At 69.7% G+C, this 16,979-nt stretch carries 19 protein-coding genes; 9 read left to right on the top strand and 10 right to left on the bottom strand.

Annotation, left to right across the window (positions count from 1 at the left end; translation table 11 throughout):
• Positions 1-100: 100 nt before the first annotated feature.
• The 3 genes from FHU39_RS05230 to hrcA are packed head-to-tail and all read right to left on the bottom strand — an operon-like array spanning position 101 to position 3,035.
• The gene (locus FHU39_RS05230) at positions 101-841 is read right to left on the bottom strand and encodes a 16S rRNA (uracil(1498)-N(3))-methyltransferase (protein ID WP_183319376.1); all 741 of its coding nucleotides are present in this window, start codon (positions 839-841) and stop codon (positions 101-103) included.
• Positions 842-850: 9 nt separating this feature from the next.
• Entirely contained in the window at positions 851-1,978 is a 1,128-nt protein-coding gene (gene dnaJ / locus FHU39_RS05225) for a molecular chaperone DnaJ (RefSeq protein ID WP_183319375.1), read from the bottom strand.
• Positions 1,979-2,003: 25 nt separating this feature from the next.
• Positions 2,004-3,035 carry a heat-inducible transcriptional repressor HrcA gene (gene hrcA, locus FHU39_RS05220; protein WP_183319374.1) on the bottom strand — a complete coding sequence of 344 codons (1,032 nt, stop codon included), beginning with the start codon at positions 3,033-3,035 and terminating at the stop codon, positions 2,004-2,006.
• A gap of 113 nt (positions 3,036-3,148) precedes the next feature.
• Here hrcA and FHU39_RS05215 point away from each other — a divergent pair, with 113 nt between their 5' ends.
• The 5 genes from FHU39_RS05215 to nadC all read left to right on the top strand — a co-directional run bounded on the left by FHU39_RS05215 (position 3,149) and on the right by nadC (position 8,677).
• Positions 3,149-4,027, top strand: a complete 879-nt coding sequence (locus tag FHU39_RS05215; RefSeq protein WP_343065744.1) for a DUF3097 domain-containing protein — start codon at positions 3,149-3,151, stop codon at positions 4,025-4,027.
• Positions 4,024-4,947 carry an NUDIX hydrolase gene (locus tag FHU39_RS05210; RefSeq protein ID WP_343065743.1) on the top strand — a complete coding sequence of 308 codons (924 nt, stop codon included), beginning with the start codon at positions 4,024-4,026 and terminating at the stop codon, positions 4,945-4,947. Before FHU39_RS05215 ends, FHU39_RS05210 begins: the two co-directional genes overlap by 4 nt.
• A 436-nt stretch (positions 4,948-5,383) precedes the next feature.
• Positions 5,384-6,367 carry a quinolinate synthase NadA gene (nadA, locus tag FHU39_RS05205; RefSeq protein WP_343065742.1) on the top strand — a complete coding sequence of 328 codons (984 nt, stop codon included), beginning with the start codon at positions 5,384-5,386 and terminating at the stop codon, positions 6,365-6,367.
• Between the two features lies 1 nt (position 6,368).
• Positions 6,369-7,802 (top strand): L-aspartate oxidase, encoded by a 1,434-nt coding sequence (locus tag FHU39_RS05200; protein WP_183319371.1) that lies wholly within the window; start codon positions 6,369-6,371, stop codon positions 7,800-7,802.
• The gene (gene nadC, locus FHU39_RS05195) at positions 7,799-8,677 is read left to right on the top strand and encodes a carboxylating nicotinate-nucleotide diphosphorylase (RefSeq protein ID WP_183319370.1); all 879 of its coding nucleotides are present in this window, start codon (positions 7,799-7,801) and stop codon (positions 8,675-8,677) included. Before FHU39_RS05200 ends, nadC begins: the two co-directional genes overlap by 4 nt.
• A 24-nt stretch (positions 8,678-8,701) precedes the next feature.
• Here the strand turns inward: nadC and FHU39_RS05190 are convergent, their stop codons facing one another.
• Positions 8,702-9,202, bottom strand: coding sequence for a mycothiol transferase (locus FHU39_RS05190; protein ID WP_183319369.1), 501 nt, complete (start codon positions 9,200-9,202; stop codon positions 8,702-8,704).
• Positions 9,203-9,234: 32 nt separating this feature from the next.
• Positions 9,235-9,759, bottom strand: a complete 525-nt coding sequence (locus tag FHU39_RS05185) for a DinB family protein (protein ID WP_183319368.1) — start codon at positions 9,757-9,759, stop codon at positions 9,235-9,237.
• An 87-nt stretch (positions 9,760-9,846) separates the two neighbouring features.
• On the opposite strand from FHU39_RS05185, the gene FHU39_RS05180 reads away from it, so the two are divergent.
• The gene (locus tag FHU39_RS05180) at positions 9,847-10,908 is read left to right on the top strand and encodes an RNA polymerase subunit sigma-70 (RefSeq protein ID WP_183319367.1); all 1,062 of its coding nucleotides are present in this window, start codon (positions 9,847-9,849) and stop codon (positions 10,906-10,908) included.
• Here the strand turns inward: FHU39_RS05180 and hemW are convergent.
• Complete coding sequence (gene hemW, locus FHU39_RS05175; protein WP_183319366.1) at positions 10,902-12,134, bottom strand: radical SAM family heme chaperone HemW; 1,233 nt, start codon at positions 12,132-12,134, stop codon at positions 10,902-10,904. The two genes, FHU39_RS05180 and hemW, sit on opposite strands and share 7 nt — an antisense overlap.
• Positions 12,135-12,205: 71 nt before the next feature.
• Here hemW and FHU39_RS05170 point away from each other — a divergent pair, with 71 nt between their 5' ends.
• On the top strand, positions 12,206-13,189 hold the full coding sequence (locus FHU39_RS05170) for an N-acetylglucosamine kinase (protein ID WP_183319365.1): 984 nt from the start codon (positions 12,206-12,208) through the stop codon (positions 13,187-13,189).
• A gap of 10 nt (positions 13,190-13,199) precedes the next feature.
• Here the strand turns inward: FHU39_RS05170 and FHU39_RS05165 are convergent, their stop codons facing one another.
• Complete coding sequence (locus FHU39_RS05165) at positions 13,200-14,171, bottom strand: YeiH family protein (protein ID WP_343065864.1); 972 nt, start codon at positions 14,169-14,171, stop codon at positions 13,200-13,202.
• On the opposite strand from FHU39_RS05165, the gene FHU39_RS05160 reads away from it, so the two are divergent.
• Together FHU39_RS05160 and FHU39_RS05155 are read left to right on the top strand one after the other, a co-directional pair.
• The gene (locus FHU39_RS05160; RefSeq protein WP_183321051.1) at positions 14,130-14,327 is read left to right on the top strand and encodes a hypothetical protein; all 198 of its coding nucleotides are present in this window, start codon (positions 14,130-14,132) and stop codon (positions 14,325-14,327) included. The genes FHU39_RS05165 and FHU39_RS05160 overlap by 42 nt on opposite strands.
• Before the next feature lie 34 nt (positions 14,328-14,361).
• Positions 14,362-15,279 (top strand): LysR family transcriptional regulator, encoded by a 918-nt coding sequence (locus FHU39_RS05155; protein ID WP_183319364.1) that lies wholly within the window; start codon positions 14,362-14,364, stop codon positions 15,277-15,279.
• Here FHU39_RS05155 and FHU39_RS05150 read toward each other — a convergent pair.
• The 3 genes from FHU39_RS05150 to FHU39_RS05140 form a co-directional block, all read right to left on the bottom strand.
• A complete protein-coding gene (locus FHU39_RS05150) occupies positions 15,250-15,720 on the bottom strand; it encodes a hotdog fold domain-containing protein (RefSeq protein ID WP_183319363.1) in 471 nt (156 codons plus the stop codon). The genes FHU39_RS05155 and FHU39_RS05150 overlap by 30 nt on opposite strands.
• A gap of 88 nt (positions 15,721-15,808) precedes the next feature.
• Positions 15,809-16,195: a LysR family transcriptional regulator gene (locus tag FHU39_RS05145; RefSeq protein ID WP_221185142.1), complete on the bottom strand. Its 387-nt coding sequence runs from the start codon at positions 16,193-16,195 to the stop codon at positions 15,809-15,811.
• 44 nt (positions 16,196-16,239) lie between these two features.
• The gene (locus FHU39_RS05140) at positions 16,240-16,950 is read right to left on the bottom strand and encodes an alpha/beta fold hydrolase (RefSeq protein WP_343065863.1); all 711 of its coding nucleotides are present in this window, start codon (positions 16,948-16,950) and stop codon (positions 16,240-16,242) included.
• Between the last annotated feature and the right edge of the window lie 29 nt (positions 16,951-16,979).

The raw sequence follows: 16,979 nt of genomic DNA, 5'->3' as shown, positions 1-16,979 counted from the left end.
GGCCCAGAAACTCACCGACAGGCTCACCTACGCACCCCGAAATCCGGCCCCGTTCTGAGCCCGTCGGCCGTAGGTGGGCCTGTCGGTGAGAAGCGGTCGATCAGTGCCAGCGGGCGCGGGCGAGGAGTATGGCGAGGGCGGTGGGGCCGGCATTGGAAGCGCGCAGCACCGTCGGGCCCAGGTGTATGACGGCTGCGCCGGCACCCTGGAACGCAGCAATCTCGTCCGGGGTGATGCCACCCTCCGGGCCGACGACGATGACGACTTCCCCTGCAGGTACGTCGAATTCGCCGATCGGGGTCTCCGCGTCCTCGTGCAGGACCACGACCGCGGCCGCGGCCGACAACCGGGCGGCGGCGGAGCGGCTGGTGAGGAGTTGCTCCACGACGGGGACCGTGGCACGCCGGGACTGCTTGCTCGCGGCGAGGGCGAGCGAGTGCCACTTGCGCAGCGCCTTGGCGGCCTTGTCGCCGCGCCACTGCACGATGCTGCGGTCCGCCTGCCACGGGATGACGCCGTCGACCCCGAGCTCCGTCGCCGCCTCGACCGCCTGCTCGTCCCGGCCGCCCTTGGCCAGCGCCTGCATCAGCACGAACCGCGTCGTCGGCACCTCGGGCTCGTGGATCGACGCGACTCGGACAGTCATCGCGTCACGCTGCGCCGCGACGATCTCGCCCTCGGCGACGCGGCCGGAGCCGTCGGCGACCTGCACGGATTCGCCGACGCCGAGCCGGTTCACCACGACGGCGTGCCGGGCCTCGTCCCCGGTCACGCTGACGGTGCCGCCGACCGGCACCCCGTCCAGGTCGCCCGCGGCGGCGAAGAACAGGCGCGCGGTCACGGCGGGAGGCTACTTGGCCTGGAACGCGTCGCGCAGCTTGCCGAACAGACCCTTCTCGACACGGCCGAACCGTGCCTCGGGACGCTCCTCGCCACGCTCCTTCGCCAGTTGCCGCAACAGTTCCTCCTGCTGCGGGTCGAGCCGGGTCGGCACGCGGACGTTGGCGTGCACCAGCAGGTCGCCACGGACCTGGGTGCGCAGATGTGTGACGCCCAGACCGCGCAACGTGATCACGTCACCCGGCTGGGTCCCTTGCGGGATCTCCACGTCCCTGGTGCCGTCGAAGGTCTCCAGCGGCAGCGACGTGCCCAGCGCCGCAGCGGTCATCGGCAACTCGACCGAGCAGTGCAGGTCGTCACCGCGGCGCTCGAACGTCGCGTGCTTGCGGACCCGCACCTCGACGTAGAGGTCGCCGGCGGGGCCACCGCCGGGGCCGACCTCGCCCTCCCCGGTGAGCTGGATCCGGGTTCCGGTGTCGACACCGGCCGGCACCTTCACCGTGATGGTGCGGCGGTCCCGGATCCGTCCCTCACCGGAGCAGTTGAAGCACGGGTCGTCGATGACCTCGCCATACCCCCGGCACGCCTGGCACGGGCGCGTGGTCATCACCTGTCCGAGGAAGGATCGCTGCACCTCCTGCACCTGGCCGCTGCCGTGGCAGATGTGACAGGTGTGTTTGCCGGTGCCGGGCCGCGCCCCCTCGCCGTGGCAGACCGAGCAGGTCACCGCGGTGTCGAACGTCAGCTCCTCCGCACCACCGAAAACGGCTGTGGCGAGTTCCAGTTCGACAGCGATGAGGGCGTCCTGGCCCCGCTGCATCCGCGAACGCGGGCCGGCCTGCGCCGCACCGGCGCCGCCGAAGAACGCGTCCATGATGTCGGAGAACGAGAAGCCCTGGCCGTAACCGCCACCGGCGCCCGCAGACGCATACGGGTCGCTGCCCATGTCGTAGGCCCGCCGCTTCTCGGCGTCGCCGAGCACGTCATACGCCTGCGCGATCTTCTTGAACTGCTCGGACGCCTCCTCGGAGGGGTTGACGTCCGGGTGCAGTTTGCGCGCCAGCTTGCGGTAGGCGCGCTTGATTTCTTCCGGGCTCGCGCTCTGCGCGACGCCCAGATCGCCGTAGTAGTCGTTCACGAAGCTCCTTCGAGCTGCCAGGGTTTCAGTTGTCGATGATGTCGGCGACGTAGCGTGCCACCGCACGCACCGCCGCCATGGTCGAGGGGTAGTCCATCCGGGTCGGACCGAGCACACCCAGGCTGGCCAGGCTGTCCGCGTCGTATGCCGTGGTCACGACCGAGGTGCCGGTCAGGCCCCGGATGGCGTTCTCGGTGCCGATCCGCACCGCGACTCCGTCCGTGGCCGCCTCACCCACCTCGTGGCTCAACAACCGGAGCAGCACCATGTGTTCCTCCAGCGCGTCCAGCAACGGCCCGAGCGACAGCGCGAAGTCGCCGCTGGAGCGCACCAGGTTGGCGGTACCACCGAGCAGGACCCGGTCCTCGCGTTCCTCTGCGAGCACGCCCGCGACAGCGGTGGCGACCACGCTGCCGGCCTCCTGCGTAGGCTCCGAGAGCTCGTCGGCCCACCTCAGCAGGGCGTGCGAGGCCGGCGAGCGCCGCAGCCCGGCGGTGCGGTCGTTGAGCCCTGCACGCAGGTCATTGATGAGCTCGTCGATCTCCTGCTCGGTGAGGGAGCGGCCGAGCTCGATGACCCGCTGCTCCACCTGGCCGGTCGAGAGTATGACGACCAGCGTCAGCCGGTCGGCCGCACGCGGCACCAGCTCCACGTGGCGCACGGTGGCGGTGTTGAGCGACGGGTACTGGACGACCGCGGCCTGACCGGTCAGCGAGGACAGCAGCCGGACCGTGCGTGACAGCACGTCGTCGAGGTCGACCGAGCGGACCAGGAACTGCTCGATGGCCTTGCGCTCGGCCTTCGACAGCGGCTTGATCTGGCTGAGCTTGTCGACATACAGCCGGTAACCGGCGTCGGTGGGGATCCGGCCGGCCGACGTGTGGGGAGCGGCGATCAGGCCCTCGTCCTCCAGGGCCGCCATGTCGTTGCGGACGGTCGCGGCGCTCACCCCGAGCTGGTGGCGTTCGAGCAGCGCCTTGGAGCCGACCGGCTCGGAGGTCGACACGTAGTCCTGCACGATCGCGCGCAGCACCTGCAGCTTGCGCTCGTCGCTCATGGCCACCTCCAACCTCCTCGTCGCTCTCCGTCGCCGCTGGCACTCAGTACTCCCGAGTGCCAAGTCTACTTGCCTCCCGCAACGCGACCGAATCGATGACTAGTCTTCCCGACGTGACCGATAGATATGGCGCCGACGTCCTGGCCGGTGACTGGCGCAAGCCGCCGCGCGGCCGCTCCCAACAGGTACCCGCCGAGATCGGCCTGGTGGTGGAGGACGTGCAGACCGGCTGGTGCGGCGCGGTCGTGTCGGTCGAGAAATCCGGCGGGATGCGGGTCGTGCACCTGGAGGACCGGCACGGACGCAGGCGCGGATTCCCGATGGGGCCGGGTTTCCTCATCGACGGCAGCCCTGTCGAGCTGATCGCGCCGGTGCCCGCCGCCGATGCCACCGCGCTGCAGGCCGCCCGTGACGCCGCATCACGCACCGCGAGCGGATCCCGCGCCGTCGCGGACGCACCCGCGCGTGTCGCCCGCGGGTCGCGGATCTTCGTCGAGGGCAAGCACGACGCCGAACTGGTCGAGAAGGTGTGGGGCGCCGACCTGCGGGTCGAAGGTGTCGTCGTGGAGCCGCTGCACGGTGTCGACGACCTGGCCGCGGTGATCCGCGACTTCGCACCGACCCCGGAGCGGCGGCTGGGGGTGCTCGTCGACCATCTGGTGCCCGGCACGAAGGAGGCGCGGATCGTCGCCGAAGCGCTGGCCATCCCGCAGGCACGCCAGGACGTGCTGGTCCTCGGTCACCCCTACGTCGACGTGTGGCAGTCGATCCGCCCCGAACGGCTGGGCTGGGAGAAGTGGCCCGTCATACCCCGCGGGACGTCGTGGAAGCACGGCATCCTCGCCGAGCTCGGCTGGCCGCACGACACGCAGGCCGACGTCGCGACCGGGTGGAAGCGGATCCTCGGCACGGTCCGCAGCTACGCCGACCTGCAGCCCGAGCTGCTCGGACGTGTCGAGGAACTCATCGACTTCGTGACGGCCGTCCCGTGAACGCCGACCGCGGCCCGACCGGGAGCATGAAGATCGAGGCCGAGCTCGTCGCGGTCGTGCTGGCTGTCGACGCCGGACGGCCCTGGGTGCTGGCCGGCGGCGAGCCGCCCGCGTTGCCCTCCGGTCCGCTGCGCGCGAACGAAGAGTCCTTGCAGGCCGGCGTACGCGAATTCGCGCGCGAGAGAAGCGGGTTCGATCTCGGGTATGTCGAGCAGCTCTACACGTTCGCCGACCTGGGTCGATCCACCGACGACCGCCGCGTCGTGTCGATCTCCTATCTCGGCCTCACCCGGGCTTCCATCTCCGGCAGCGTCCGACCGACCGACTGGTCCGCGCTCTACGACCTGCTGCCGTGGGAGGACCGCCGGCACTTGAGCGATGCCGGGTCCGACCGGCTCGGCGAAGAGATCGAGCGTGCCCTGCGACGGTGGTCGGACGGGTCCGGCGAGCGGCTCGACCGGTGCCGCTTCCTCTTCGGGTATGACGGAAAACCGTGGCATCCGGAATTCGCCCTGCAGCGCTACGAGCTGCTGTGGGAGTCCGGACTCGTTGCCGAATCACCCACTGCGGAAAGGATTTCCGCGCTCACTGCCGGGCCGATGACGCACGACCACCGTCGCATCCTGGCGACCGGGCTGTCGCGGATCCGGGCCAAACTGCAGTATCGGCCCGTGGTCTTCGAGCTGATGGCGGAGACCTTCACCCTGCTCGCGCTGCAGGAGACCGTCGAGGCCATCGCCGGGCAGCACGTGCACAAGCAGAACTTCCGCCGCGCCGTCGAGGTTCAGCACGAGTTGGTGGAACCGACCGGTGAGGTCTCGCACGAGACCGGTGGCCGACCGGCCCGGCTCTACCGCTTCCGCGGATCCGTGCGCGAGGAACGCGCTCAGGCCGGCACCAAACTCCCGCTCCCCCGCTGAGCTCTCCCGCGGGCGTCGGGTGGCGGGGGGCGCGGGACGCGGGACGCGTCGCGTGGCGTGGCGCGTCGGGTGGCGCGGCGCCGTACACGCGTCCCCCCAAGGGAGACCTACGCGCGCCCGGGGCCGCCATACCCGTACCGGAGTCGCCCCTGGGGAGACCTACGCACGGCTGGGACCGCCATACCCGCACCGGAGCCCCCACTGGGGCGACGTATGCGCGGGAATCCGGCCCGCGCCGCACACTGCTCGCCCCTGGGGAGACCTACGCACGGCTGGGACCGCCATACCCGCACCGGAGTCCCCACTGGGGAGACCTATGCACGGAAATCCGGTCCGCACCGCACACTGCTCGCCCCTGGGGAGACCTATGCACGCCGTCTGTTATGCTCAGTCTCAGCATTTACTCATCGCGAGTATTTCGAGTTGGGAGTCGATGGTGAGCATCAGCGAGCTGCAGTACGACCACGCCGCGGCCTACGAGGCGGTCCGGCACGTCATCCCCGAGATCGAGTGGGCGATGTATGCCGACGACATCGAGGCGATCCAGCGCCTCAAGCGGGAGCAGGACGCGGTCATCCTGGCGCACAACTACATGACCCCTGAGGTGTTCCACGGTGTCTCCGACATCAAGGGCGACTCGCTCGCGCTGGCCCGCGAGGCGCAGCACGTCGACGCCGGCACCATCGTGCTCGCCGGCGTGCACTTCATGGCGGAGACCGCGAAGCTGCTGAACCCGAGCAAGCGGGTGCTGTTGCCGGACCTGCGCTCCGGCTGCTCGCTCGCCGAGAGCATCACCCCCGAGGACATCGCGCAACTGCGCAGGGACCACCCCGGCGCACCGGTCGTCACCTACGTCAACACCTCGGCCGCGGTGAAGGCCGCGAGCGACATCTGCTGCACCTCGGGCAACGCCGTGAAGATCATCACCTCGCTCGGCGTCGACAAGGTCATCATGATCCCCGACCAGTACCTCGCGAGGAACATCTCCGCACTGACCGGTGTCGAGGTCGTCACCCACCCCGGCGCCTGCGAGGTGCACGAGCGGTTCACCCCGCTGGACATCGTGCAGATCCGCGAGGGGCATCCCGGCGTCACCGTGCTGGCGCACCCCGAGTGCCCGCCGGAGGTGGTCGCCGAGGCGGACTTCGCCGGTTCGACCGCCGACATGCAGCGGTATGTCGAGACCGAGCGCCCCGCCAGCGTCGCGCTGATCACCGAGTGCTCGATGAGCGACAACATCGCCGCGCAGCACCCGGACCTGGAATTCGTGCGGCCGTGCAACCTGTGCCCGCACATGAAGCGAAACACGTTGGGCGCCATACGGGCTGCGTTGGAAACCGGTGGCCCCGAGATCGATGTGGACCCGGCGGTCGCCGAGCCCGCCCGGCGCGCCATCGAGCGAATGTTGCAGGTGAACTGAGATGAGCGAGAAGCCGATCGTCGTCGTCGGGTCCGGGCTCGCCGGCCTGACCTGCGCGTGGGCCGCGACCACCCCGGTGGTGCTGGTGACCGCGGGAACCTTGACAGAGGGCGCCGCCAGCATGTGGGCACAAGGCGGCATCGCGGCGGCCGTCTCACCGGACGACTCGACCGCGTCACATGCCGAAGACACCTGGCGTGCGGGGGCTTTCGCGGGTGACCGGCCGGTCATCGACCGCATCACCGGCGAGGCGCCCGAGATCGTCCAGGTGCTCGCGGACCTGGACGTACCGTTCGACCGGGCGTCCGACGGTTCGCTCGACCTCGCGCTCGAAGGCGGCCACAGCCGACCCCGCGTGGCGCACGCAGGCGATCACAGCGGTGCCACGATCACTGCCAGTATGGCGGCAGCCGTCCTGGCGGCGGCGGACATCGAACTGCGCGAGAACCACACGGTGACAAAGCTGCTCACCGATGACAGCGGCGCGGTGAGTGGCGTCGTGGTGCGCCGCGCCGACGGCACCGAGGAGACGATCGACACCGACCGGGTCGTGCTGGCGACCGGCGGTCTCGGCGGCCTGTGGCCGCACACCACCAACCCGCGGACCGCGCTCGGGCAGGGTGTGGCACTGGCGGCCCGCGCGGGAGCACGCACCGACGACCTGCACCTCGTGCAGTTCCACCCGACCGGGTTGGACGTGCCGCGCGACCCGATGCCGCTCCTCACCGAAGCCCTCCGGGGCGCCGGTGCCGTGCTGCTCGCCGACGGCGAACGCTTCACCGACGAGTTGCAGCCCCGGGACGTCGTCGCGGCCGCCGTGTGGGAGCAGCTGACGCACGGTTTCGCCGTGCGACTCGATGCCCGTGGAATCCCCGACGTGACAACAAGATTCCCGGCCGTTGCGGAGCTGGCTGCGGCGTCCGGCCTCGACCTGGCGAACGATCTGCTGCCGGTGCGCCCGGCACTGCACTACTCGATGGGCGGTGTCACCGTCGACGGGCGCAGCCGCACGTCCGTGACCGGGTTGTGGGCGATCGGCGAGGTCTCCCGCACCGGCCTGCACGGTGCCAACCGTCTGGCGTCCAACTCACTGCTCGAGGCCGTCGTGACCGGCCGTGCCGCTGCTCGCGACAGCAGTGCATGGCGCACTGGCTGGGACGTCCGGCTCTCCGCCACCGACCGAGCAACCGTGCTCCCCCGCGGCGACGCCGAACCGATCCCGGTGCAGGAGGTGCGCGACCTGCTCGGCGCGTCCTGCGGTGTGCTCCGGGACGGCCCGACACTGCAGGCCGCGGTCGATGCCCTCCAGCCCCACACCGGCGACGACGTAGCGTATGTCGCGTGGCTGATCGCCCGGTCCGCCCTCGCGCACCCGCACAGCGTCGGCGCGCACCGCCGCACCGACTCCGTCGAAATGCAAGGAGCACGAGTATGAACCGTCCCGGCCTCGACCGCGTCGTCCGGACCGCGCTCGAGGAGGACCTCGGCCTCGGCGGCGACATCACCTCCCGCCTCACCGTGCCGGACGACGCAGCGGGAACGGCATACATCGTCAGCCGTCAGACCGGTGTGCTCTCCGGAGTCGACGCGGCGACCGCGACCTTCATGGCCGTCGACCCGGACCTGCAGCTGGCCTGGGCGAAGGCCGCCGGTGACAAGCTGGCGCCCGGCGACCTCGTCGCGACGGTCTCCGGCTCGGCCCGATCGGTGCTCACCGCAGAGCGCACGGCACTCAATTTGCTGGGTCATCTGACCGGTATCGCTTCTCGCACCAGCGTTTTCGTCGACCTGGTGGACGGCACCAACGCCCGCATCGTCGACACCCGCAAGACGACACCGGGACTGCGCGAGCTGGAGAAGCAGGCCGTCCTCGACGGCGGCGGCACCAACCACCGTTTCGGGCTGTATGACGCGATCCTGGTCAAGGACAACCACATCGGGCTGGGTGGTGGTCTCGTGCCGGTCCTCGAGCGCCTCGCGGCCGGCTCCGGCCACCTGGTGCGCGTCGAGGTGGAGGTCGACACGACCGCGCAACTGGAAACTCTGTTGGCCTTCGACGCGCAGCGCGTCGCCGACGGGCAGGCGCCGGTCGTGCACGCGGTGCTGCTGGACAACATGGAGGCGTGGGAGGTCGCGACGTGTGTCGCCCGCATCCGCCGCCACCCGGCGCCGCTGATCGCCGAGGTGTCCGGCGGCGTGAACGAGGAGACCGTGCAGGACCTGGCGCGCGCCGGCGCCGACGCGATCTCGATCGGCGCGCTCACCCACAGCGTCCGCTGTCACGACTTCGGCCTCGACCTGCAGGTCTGACACCACCGGAGTCTCAACCCGGGATCAGTCCAGGACCAACCACTGGTGTCCGTCAATGAGCTCGCGTGCAGCATCCAGATGCCCTGCGTGCGAAGCTGTTTCGACGATCACGTGCATCACCGCCTCACCGACCGTCGCGAGCCTCCAGTCGCCGAACAGGTCCGCCGGCCACCATGCGGGAGGCGCGTCGAACTCTGTGTCGGCAAGGACACGGTCCGCCTTCGCGCACTCGTGGCGATAGGCCGTGAGCACGAGGTCCGGCGGAGCATCCGTCGGGACGCGCCAGGCGTTCGACGGGCGGTCGAAGTGCGCGATCGCGGCTGAGTCTCCTGCCGCCACGGCGTTGAACCACAGGCGCTCCACGTCGATCGTGAGGTGCTGTACGAGGCCCAGCATGTTCCACCCGCTGGGCAGCACGGCCCGATGCAGGTCTGCCGCTTCCAGTCCGTCGACCGCCTCGAGCACGTGGTTGCGTGCCTCCTGCAACGCCGCCAGGCAGGTTGCCTTCAGGCTCTCGTCAGTCATGTCGTCCTCTCCTGTCCACTGACCCCATCGTCCTAGCGCGGGCCGAGTCCGGTGCGCCCGTCGAGAAGTTCACGCGCGATGTCCAGATGCCCGGCGTGCCGGGCAGTCTCCTCGATCATGTGCAGCACGATGGTTCGCACGCTGGTCCCGAGCTCCTCGTGCCCCGGAGCGACCGGGCCACGCGGCGCCGCATCCAGTGACGCCGAGGCAAGCACCTCGTCCGACGCACGACATTGTGCCCGGTATGCCTCCAGCACCTCCTCGATCGGGTCGTCCGTGCGGAATCCCTCTGCCGGTGCCTCCTCATCCGGCTCGTCCTCGTGCTCGTCGTCATCGGGCACCCGGTCGGCCAGCACGATCTGGAACCAATACATCTCGGCGCCACCGAGGTGCCAGATCAGCCCGATCGGTGTCCACCCCGACGGCACCACCGACGCCCGGAGCGCTGCCTCGTCCAATCCCTCGACGATGGCGAGCACCGCCGCACGCTGTTCGCGCAGGTAGGCCAGCAGCGTGGCCTTCTCGACGCCCGTACCGGCCTCGACAATCATGTTCATTCGTTCGGCTCCTTCTACGGGCTCATGTCCCGATCGCTCATGTTCCGACATGGGTGAGACGCCGCATTCGCGGCATACTCATCGGGTGTGAGCAACATTTCTTCCCAGGTACCCTCCGCCGTGCCGACCCCGGGCGTGGACAACGACCTGGCACTCGCCCGCGGGGGCGACCACGCGGCATACGACCGTCTCGTACGACCGTTGCTTCCCGAACTGCATGCGCACTCCTACCGGATGCTCGCATCCTCGCACGACGCCGACGACGCGCTGCAGGACGCGCTGGTGAAGGTGTGGCGGGGACTCGGCGACTTCGAGGGACGCAGCACGCTGCGTACCTGGCTCTACACCGTGGTCACGCGATCGTGCATCGACCTCGCTCGCGCCCGTGGTCGACGGGCGCTGCCGATCGATCTCGGACCGTCCAGTGCCCGGGCGGTCGTCGACGACGCACCGAGCGACGACATCACCTGGCTCGGCCCGTATGTCGGAGACGATCCAGGAGGCTTCGCCTCGCCCGCAGCACGCTACGAACAACGAGAAGCGGTGGAGCTTGCCTTCGTCGCGGCGTTGCAGCACCTACCGGGAAACCAGCGTGCCGCACTGCTGCTGTTCGAAGTGCTCGGCTTCCCGGCCGACCAGATCGCGACGATGATGCGCACCACGACGGCATCGGTCAACAGCGCCCTGCAGCGAGCCCGCGCGACGGTCGCGCTGCGCGTGCCCCAGCAATCGCAACAGGCGACCGCGCGCAGCATCGGCGATCGACAGTTGCACGCGGTCGTCGAACGCTTCACGACGGCGCTCGAGCGCCGTGACACCGACGCGCTCGTGGATCTGGTGACCGAGGACGTTACGTGGGCGATGCCTCCGATGCCCCACTGGTATGCCGGGCTGGCGGCAGTCGGCGATTTCGCGGCGCAGGTGCCGATGGGCAGTTGCGGCAGTTGGCGGACCCTGCCGACAAGTGTCAACGCGCAGCCCGCAGTTGCGTGTTACCTACGACCGGAGGGCGCGCCGGCCCATGGGGCGTGGGCCATCACCGTCCTGACCCTGCGCGACACCCGAGTCTCGGGCCTCACGTCATTCCTGGGTGTCGAGCACTTCACCGCACTCGGTCTGCCGACGCAGCTGCCACCGATCGATCAGTAGCCGAGCAGTCGCCGCACCACCGTGTCGGCGAGCAACCTGCCACGCAGCGTCAGCCGCGCCACGGCGTCATCACGCCGCACCGCCGCGGCGCCGTCGAGCAGGCCGTCCGCGATCAGCGCCGCAACCGCATCACGGCCACGATCATCCAGCACGACGAGAGGCAGTCCGTCCGTCAGGCGTATGCCGAGCAACACCTGCTCGTCATACGCCTGATCCGCGGTGAGCAGCTCGCGCCCAGCGCCCGGCGAGCCGCCCGCCAGCACTCGATCTGCATATGGCGCAGGGTGTTTGACGTTCCACCACCGCACTCCCCCGACGTGACTGTGCGCACCCGGCCCGATGCCCCACCAGTTGTCACCGCGCCAGTAGAGCTCGTTGTGCCGGCACCGGGCATCCGGGCAGAGCGCCCAGTTGCTGATCTCGTACCACTCCAACCCGGCGTCCGACAGCGCCCGATCGGCGTATTCGTACTTGCTCGCCTCGTCATCGTCGTCCGGCATCCGCACCTGCCCGCGCCGCACCTGGGCAGCCAACTTGGTGCCCTCCTCGACGACGAGCGCATAGGCGCTGAGGTGGTCCGGCTCCAACGCAAGCGCAGCGTCGATGCTGCGTCGCCAGTCGTCCAGACTCTCACCCGGTGTGCCGTAGATGAGGTCGAGACTCACCTGAAGACCCGCTGCCTGCACCGCACGCGCTGCGCGCACCACGCTCGCCGGGTCATGGGTGCGCTCCAGCGTCGAGAGCACGTGCGGGACCGCCGACTGCATGCCCAGGCTGACCCGGGTGAAACCACCGGACGCAAGAGCTTCTGCGACGGCGCCGTCGACCGTGTCCGGGTTGGCCTCTGTTGTCACCTCGGCGTCGGGCTGCAGGCCGAAGCGGGACGAAACCCCGGACACCATACGGCCCAGATCCCGCGCGGCAAGCATCGTCGGGGTGCCGCCTCCGATGAAGATCGTGCTCACCGCGGGCGCTCGCTCCCCCAGCACCCGCTGGGCCAGGTCCAGTTCGGCGAGTGCGGCGTCTGCGTAGGTCCCGACCCCCGCACCGTGCCCACCCAGCTCGGTTGCGGTGTAGGTGTTGAAATCGCAGTAGCCACAACGGACCCGGCAGAACGGCACATGGAGGTACACCCCGAGGTCGCGATCCGCCAGTCCGTTCAATGCAGGCTGCGGGAGCGCACCATCGGCGGGGACGGGCTCACCATCGGGCAGGGCGGAAGGCACCGGACCATGCTAGGTGCGCGAGCCGCGACCCGAAGCGGCACCACCGCACGGATGACCGATTGAATGGACCCATGGACCTCTTCCTCACTCTCGACGCCGGTGGCACATCCACCCGCGCCGTCGTGCACGACGCGACCGGCACCTGCCTCGGCTATGCCGTCGGAAGCGGCGGCAACCCGACCGCCTCGGGGGTGGAAACCGCCTCCGCCACAATGCGTTCCACGACCGCTGAAGCGCTGGAACACGCGGGGGCTCAGCCGAAGCACGTCGGCCACGCGCTCGCCGCGATGGCCGGGTCCACGGTCCGCCTGGCGGGGGTCGACGACGGCCTGCGCGCCCTCGGCGTGCCGGTGCCACTGCATCTCGGCAGCGACATCGAGGCGATGTTCTTCTCGGGAACGGCTGCACTCGACGGAGCCGCCCTGGTGTCCGGCACCGGCGCGGCCGCGATCGTGGTCACGAACGGCACCACCACCGCCCGCAGCGACGGACGAGGCTGGTTGCTCGGTGATGCCGGCTCCGGCTACTGGATCGCGCACCACCTCGTGCGCGCCGTGACCGCGGATCTGGACCACCGGGGCCCCCGCACCGCCCTTACCGATGCGCTGCTGTCGGCCGCCGGCGTCGCCAGCGGCCGGACCGACGACAAGGATGCGTTGCTCGACCAACTGGTGTCGATCCTCTATGCCATCCCGACACCGGGCATCGCCCGCTTCGCGCCGCTCGCGTTCGACCTCGCGGACAGCGACGCGGTGGCCGAGGACATCGTGCAGACCGCCGCTGAGGGCCTCGCCGACACGGTCCTCGCTCTCCCGTCAGCGGACCGGAGCGCGCCACTCGTCGTCGGCGGCAGCGTCCTGTTCCATCAACCCGGGTTGCGCTCGCTCGTCGCCGAATTGCTCCGCGGCAGCGGCTGGACCGGTCCGGTCAACGCGGTCTCGGACGGCACGGCCGGCGCCATGAGCATGAACCTGCGTAGCGCGGGTGTGGTGATCGACGAGTCGTCACACGCACGAATGCTGGCCTCGTTGGCCGACGTTCGCACCCGCAGCTGAGCAGGGCGGCTCAGAGGGTTCCGGTCAACGCCTGCAGGCCGAGGCTGGCCGTTGCGACGCAGATCCACAGCAACGCGCCGAGCAGCAGCGGGCGGTGGCCCGCCTGTCGCAGCTGGGCCGGTCGCATCCCCAGACCTATCGCTGCCAGAGCGACGGTGATCAGGAAGGTCCCCACGAAGGTCAGCCCGTCGTGCCAACCCGTCGGGATCAGGCCGAGCGAGTTCAGCGCCGCCGCGATCAGGAACCCGATCAGGAACGCCGGCACGACCTTCCGCCACGGGATCCGCACCTGCTCGCCCTGCCGCGCCGCATCACGGCGCGCGGTGAGCAGCGCCAGACCGATCACGATGGGGATGATCATCAGCGATCTGGTGAGCTTCACCACGATCGCGTAGGGCCCTGCACCGTCCCCGAAGCTGTATGCCGCCGCAACGACCGACGAGGTGTCGTTGACCGCGGTGCCGCTCCACAGCCCGAACGAGTGACCCGTCATACCCAGCAGGTGACCGATCGGCGGGAAGAGAAGCACCGCAAGGATGTTGAAGGTGAAGATGGTCCCGATCGCATAGGCCACATTGGACTGTTTCGGGCGCATCACCGCGGTCGCGGCGGCGATCGCCGACGCACCGCAGATGCCCGTTCCCACGCCGATCAGGGTCGACAGTTCGCCGTTGATGCCGAGCAACCGGCCGAGCACGAAGGCACCGCCCAAGGCGACCGCGAAGGTCCCGAGCATCACCGGCAGCGAGCCACCGCCGACCTGGACCACCTTCGCGAGCGAGAGCCCGGTGCCGAGAACCACGATGGACAACTGCAGCACAGTCTTGCCGGCAAAGCCGACGCCCGGAGCGAGGCTGTCGTGCCGCAGGGCCGGGATCGACGATCCTGCAACGATGCCCAGCACGATCCCGAACACAGGCCCACCCACCACGGGAGCGAAATGACCGAGCACGGTGGCGACCGCAGCAACCAGCAGCGCCACGGCGAGCCCGGGCAGCAGCGCGGACGGACCAGGTCTCGCTACGCCGCCCCTGCTGCGCCGAGCGCGCACTCCATCCGCGAACCCGCAATCCTGGTCGCCAACCTGCGTCGAAATTCCCACGACTACATCTTCCGGGCACGGGCAGTGGCGCGGTAGCCGTCATTCCGCCATGACGATATATCCTGTGCATATGCCCACGACTTGGCCGGATCTGGCCGCACTGGAACTCCTCGTCGCGGTCGCGGATCACGGCAGCCTCTCCGCCGGCGCCCGCGCCGCGGGTATGGCGCAGCCGAACGCCAGCCGTTCCATCTCCCGCCTGGAACGCCATCTGGGTGTCACCCTGCTGCACCGCTCGACGCGCGGCTCCACCCTGACCGACTCCGGGCTTCTGGTGGTCGAGTGGGCCCGCGCTGTGGTCGATGCTGGGCACGAACTTCTCGACGGCGCAAGGTCACTCGCGTCCGGGACGACCGAGTCGATCGTCGTCGCTGCGAGCCAGACCGTCGCCGAACACCTCCTGCCCGCCTGGCTGGGGGCGTTGCGTGCGGTGCGGCCCGACCTGCGCGTCGAGGTGCACGTCCGGAACACGCACGACGTGCTCAACGAACTGCGGGACGGACGCTGTGATCTCGGCTTCATCGAGGGGCCGCGGCCGCCCCGCGGCGTCAACCATCTCGTGGTAGCGCACGACGAGCTCATCCTGGTGGTGCCGCCGGGCCACCAGTGGGTCCGCCGTCGGCAACCCGTGACCGCGGACGAGTTGCGCAGCACACCGCTGGTGACCCGCGAGGCCGGCTCCGGCACCCGCAACGCCCTCGACGACGCTCTCGGCGGTCCCGCGCAGCCCGCCCTGGAGCTGTCCAGCAACGCCGCCGTCCGGGTGAGCGTCGCGTCGGGCACAGCGCCGGCCGTGCTCAGCCGGCTGGCCGTCACCGAGGCCCTGGCGGCGGGCACCGTCCGCGAGGTGCCGACGGCCCTCGGCATACGGCGGGACCTGCGGGCGGTCTGGACCGGTCCGCGCCGCCTGCGTGGGGTGGCCGCCGATCTGGTCACCATCGCGGGTCGGCCCGGAGGCTCAGGAGGTCGGCCGCTCGGTCACCCATAGGGGTATGACGCCACGGACGACTTCCGTGCCGTCGGCCAGCCGGCCGCTCACCCGCACCCGGACCTCGTGCGGTGTCTCCTGCTCCCAGTCCTCCGGGTCGGTTTCCGCGACGCACTCCACCGCGGTCGGAACCTTGGCGAGGTATTCGAGCTCGATTCCCTTGGGGATCCAGCGCGTCCCCCGCCTCACGGTCGCTTCGGCGAGCAGCCCCATCGCGGCCTCCATCCCGTTGGCGACCGCGATCGCGTGGATCGTGCCGAGGTGGTTCTGCACGCCACGCCAGTTGCGGATGCGCACCGCGCCGCGATTCGGCGCCATCTGGCGGATCTGCGGCTGCACGGTCGCGAAGTACGGAGCGCGCCACATGAAACCGAGGCCGAAGAGCTGGCGGCCGAGCGGTTTGGCAGTCAGGCGCTGATAGAGGCGGTACGTGGACGTCATGCCCGCAGATGTTACCGGTCAGTAGCGACCCGGGTGCCCAAACCGGCCTCGCGGGTCACGAGCGGGGTGTCGCGCAACTCGTCCGGAGTCACCGGGGTGCGGCGCCGCGTCCAGGGTGATCGCGCGGTGCGACCAGCACCATCTCGTCGTGCGCGACCGTCAGGTGGTTGACTCCGCGCGGCGGTCTCGGGCCCTCAATGAAGCCGACATCGCACCCGCCCTCCCGCAGGCTGTCCAGCACGTCGTGCGTGTTGTAGACGTGCACCTCCACGCGCACGCCGGAGTCGGTGAGGGTCGATCCTCGCGTGGACCGGTGCAGCAGGGTGACACCGGGGTGCCGCTCCAGGCGGGAGATGGAACGGCTGGCGTTCGGCTGCGCCATACCCGCGGCACGGACAGCCGCCGACAGGCTGCCGTGCTCGGCAACCGCGACGAGCAACTCAAGGACGCCGAGGTCCGGCCAGGGCGTGGACATATGCACAGGACATATCGGCATGGTGAACCGACGCTACCGCATGCTTACCCCTTGTTCGACAGGGCGCTGTCCGCGCGTTGCCAGAAGTCCTCGGCCAGACCGTTGAACGGATTGCCGACTTGAGGGACCATATGGCGTCGCCCCGGCAATGTGCATCGTTCGGCAACGGTGCGACGGGCGATGGTGTCGGCGATTTCCTCAAAGCCGGCGTGGTGACCACCGGAGATGACGAGCTTGGGAAACTGCGCGCTGCGCAAGGTCGTCCAATCGGGCCGGGCCTCCCACGGCCCTCGCGAGTGCATCAGGGCACGAACCCCGTCATCCAGCTGCGGAGGCAACGGACGGCGTGGCCACGGAGGCTCTCCAATGAGTTCGCAGAATCGCGACCAGAAGTCGAAGCGGTCAATGCTATGGTCTGCCCACAGTTGTTTGAGCTGGTCGCGAGTGGCCACGACCTCGGGCGAGTCTGAGATGCCGAACGCCGGTGGTTCGACGAGCGTCAAAGACCGAATCAAACCCGGAGCTGCCGCGGCCAGATACATGGCTGCGACGCCACCGTAGGAATGGCCAACCACGTGCGCTCCGCTGCCGAGCAGTGGTATATAGCAACCAGACTCGGCCTCGAAGTCGACTCGTGGGGACGGGCTGCGACCATAGCCGGGGCGGTCGGGAACCACGAGTCTCCATCGATCGGCCAGCGGCATCTGTGCGCGCCACGCACCGAGTCCAGTCGCAGCGTCGCAATGGATCAGCACTGCGCGAGTGCCATGCCCGAACTCGGCTG

The organism is Flexivirga oryzae, assembly GCF_014190805.1.
Lineage (GTDB): Bacteria > Actinomycetota > Actinomycetes > Actinomycetales > Dermatophilaceae > Flexivirga > Flexivirga oryzae.
The sequence above is the reverse complement of the archived record's forward strand: the minus strand, read 5'-3'. Positions and strand labels throughout refer to the sequence as shown.

What these genes read in the sequence shown, in the direction of transcription:
- hrcA (WP_183319374.1), bottom strand. Translation starts at nt 3,035, where the DNA reads ATGAGCGACGAGCGCAAGCTGCAGGTGCTGCGCGCGATCGTGCAGGAC.
- FHU39_RS05200 (WP_183319371.1), top strand. Translation starts at nt 6,369, where the DNA reads ATGAGCGAGAAGCCGATCGTCGTCGTCGGGTCCGGGCTCGCCGGCCTG.
- nadC (WP_183319370.1), top strand. Translation starts at nt 7,799, where the DNA reads ATGAACCGTCCCGGCCTCGACCGCGTCGTCCGGACCGCGCTCGAGGAG.
- FHU39_RS05190 (WP_183319369.1), bottom strand. Translation starts at nt 9,202, where the DNA reads ATGACTGACGAGAGCCTGAAGGCAACCTGCCTGGCGGCGTTGCAGGAG.
- FHU39_RS05185 (WP_183319368.1), bottom strand. Translation starts at nt 9,759, where the DNA reads ATGAACATGATTGTCGAGGCCGGTACGGGCGTCGAGAAGGCCACGCTG.
- FHU39_RS05170 (WP_183319365.1), top strand. Translation starts at nt 12,206, where the DNA reads ATGGACCTCTTCCTCACTCTCGACGCCGGTGGCACATCCACCCGCGCC.
- FHU39_RS05160 (WP_183321051.1), top strand. Translation starts at nt 14,130, where the DNA reads ATGACCGAGCACGGTGGCGACCGCAGCAACCAGCAGCGCCACGGCGAG.
- FHU39_RS05155 (WP_183319364.1), top strand. Translation starts at nt 14,362, where the DNA reads ATGCCCACGACTTGGCCGGATCTGGCCGCACTGGAACTCCTCGTCGCG.
- FHU39_RS05150 (WP_183319363.1), bottom strand. Translation starts at nt 15,720, where the DNA reads ATGACGTCCACGTACCGCCTCTATCAGCGCCTGACTGCCAAACCGCTC.
- FHU39_RS05145 (WP_221185142.1), bottom strand. Translation starts at nt 16,195, where the DNA reads ATGTCCACGCCCTGGCCGGACCTCGGCGTCCTTGAGTTGCTCGTCGCG.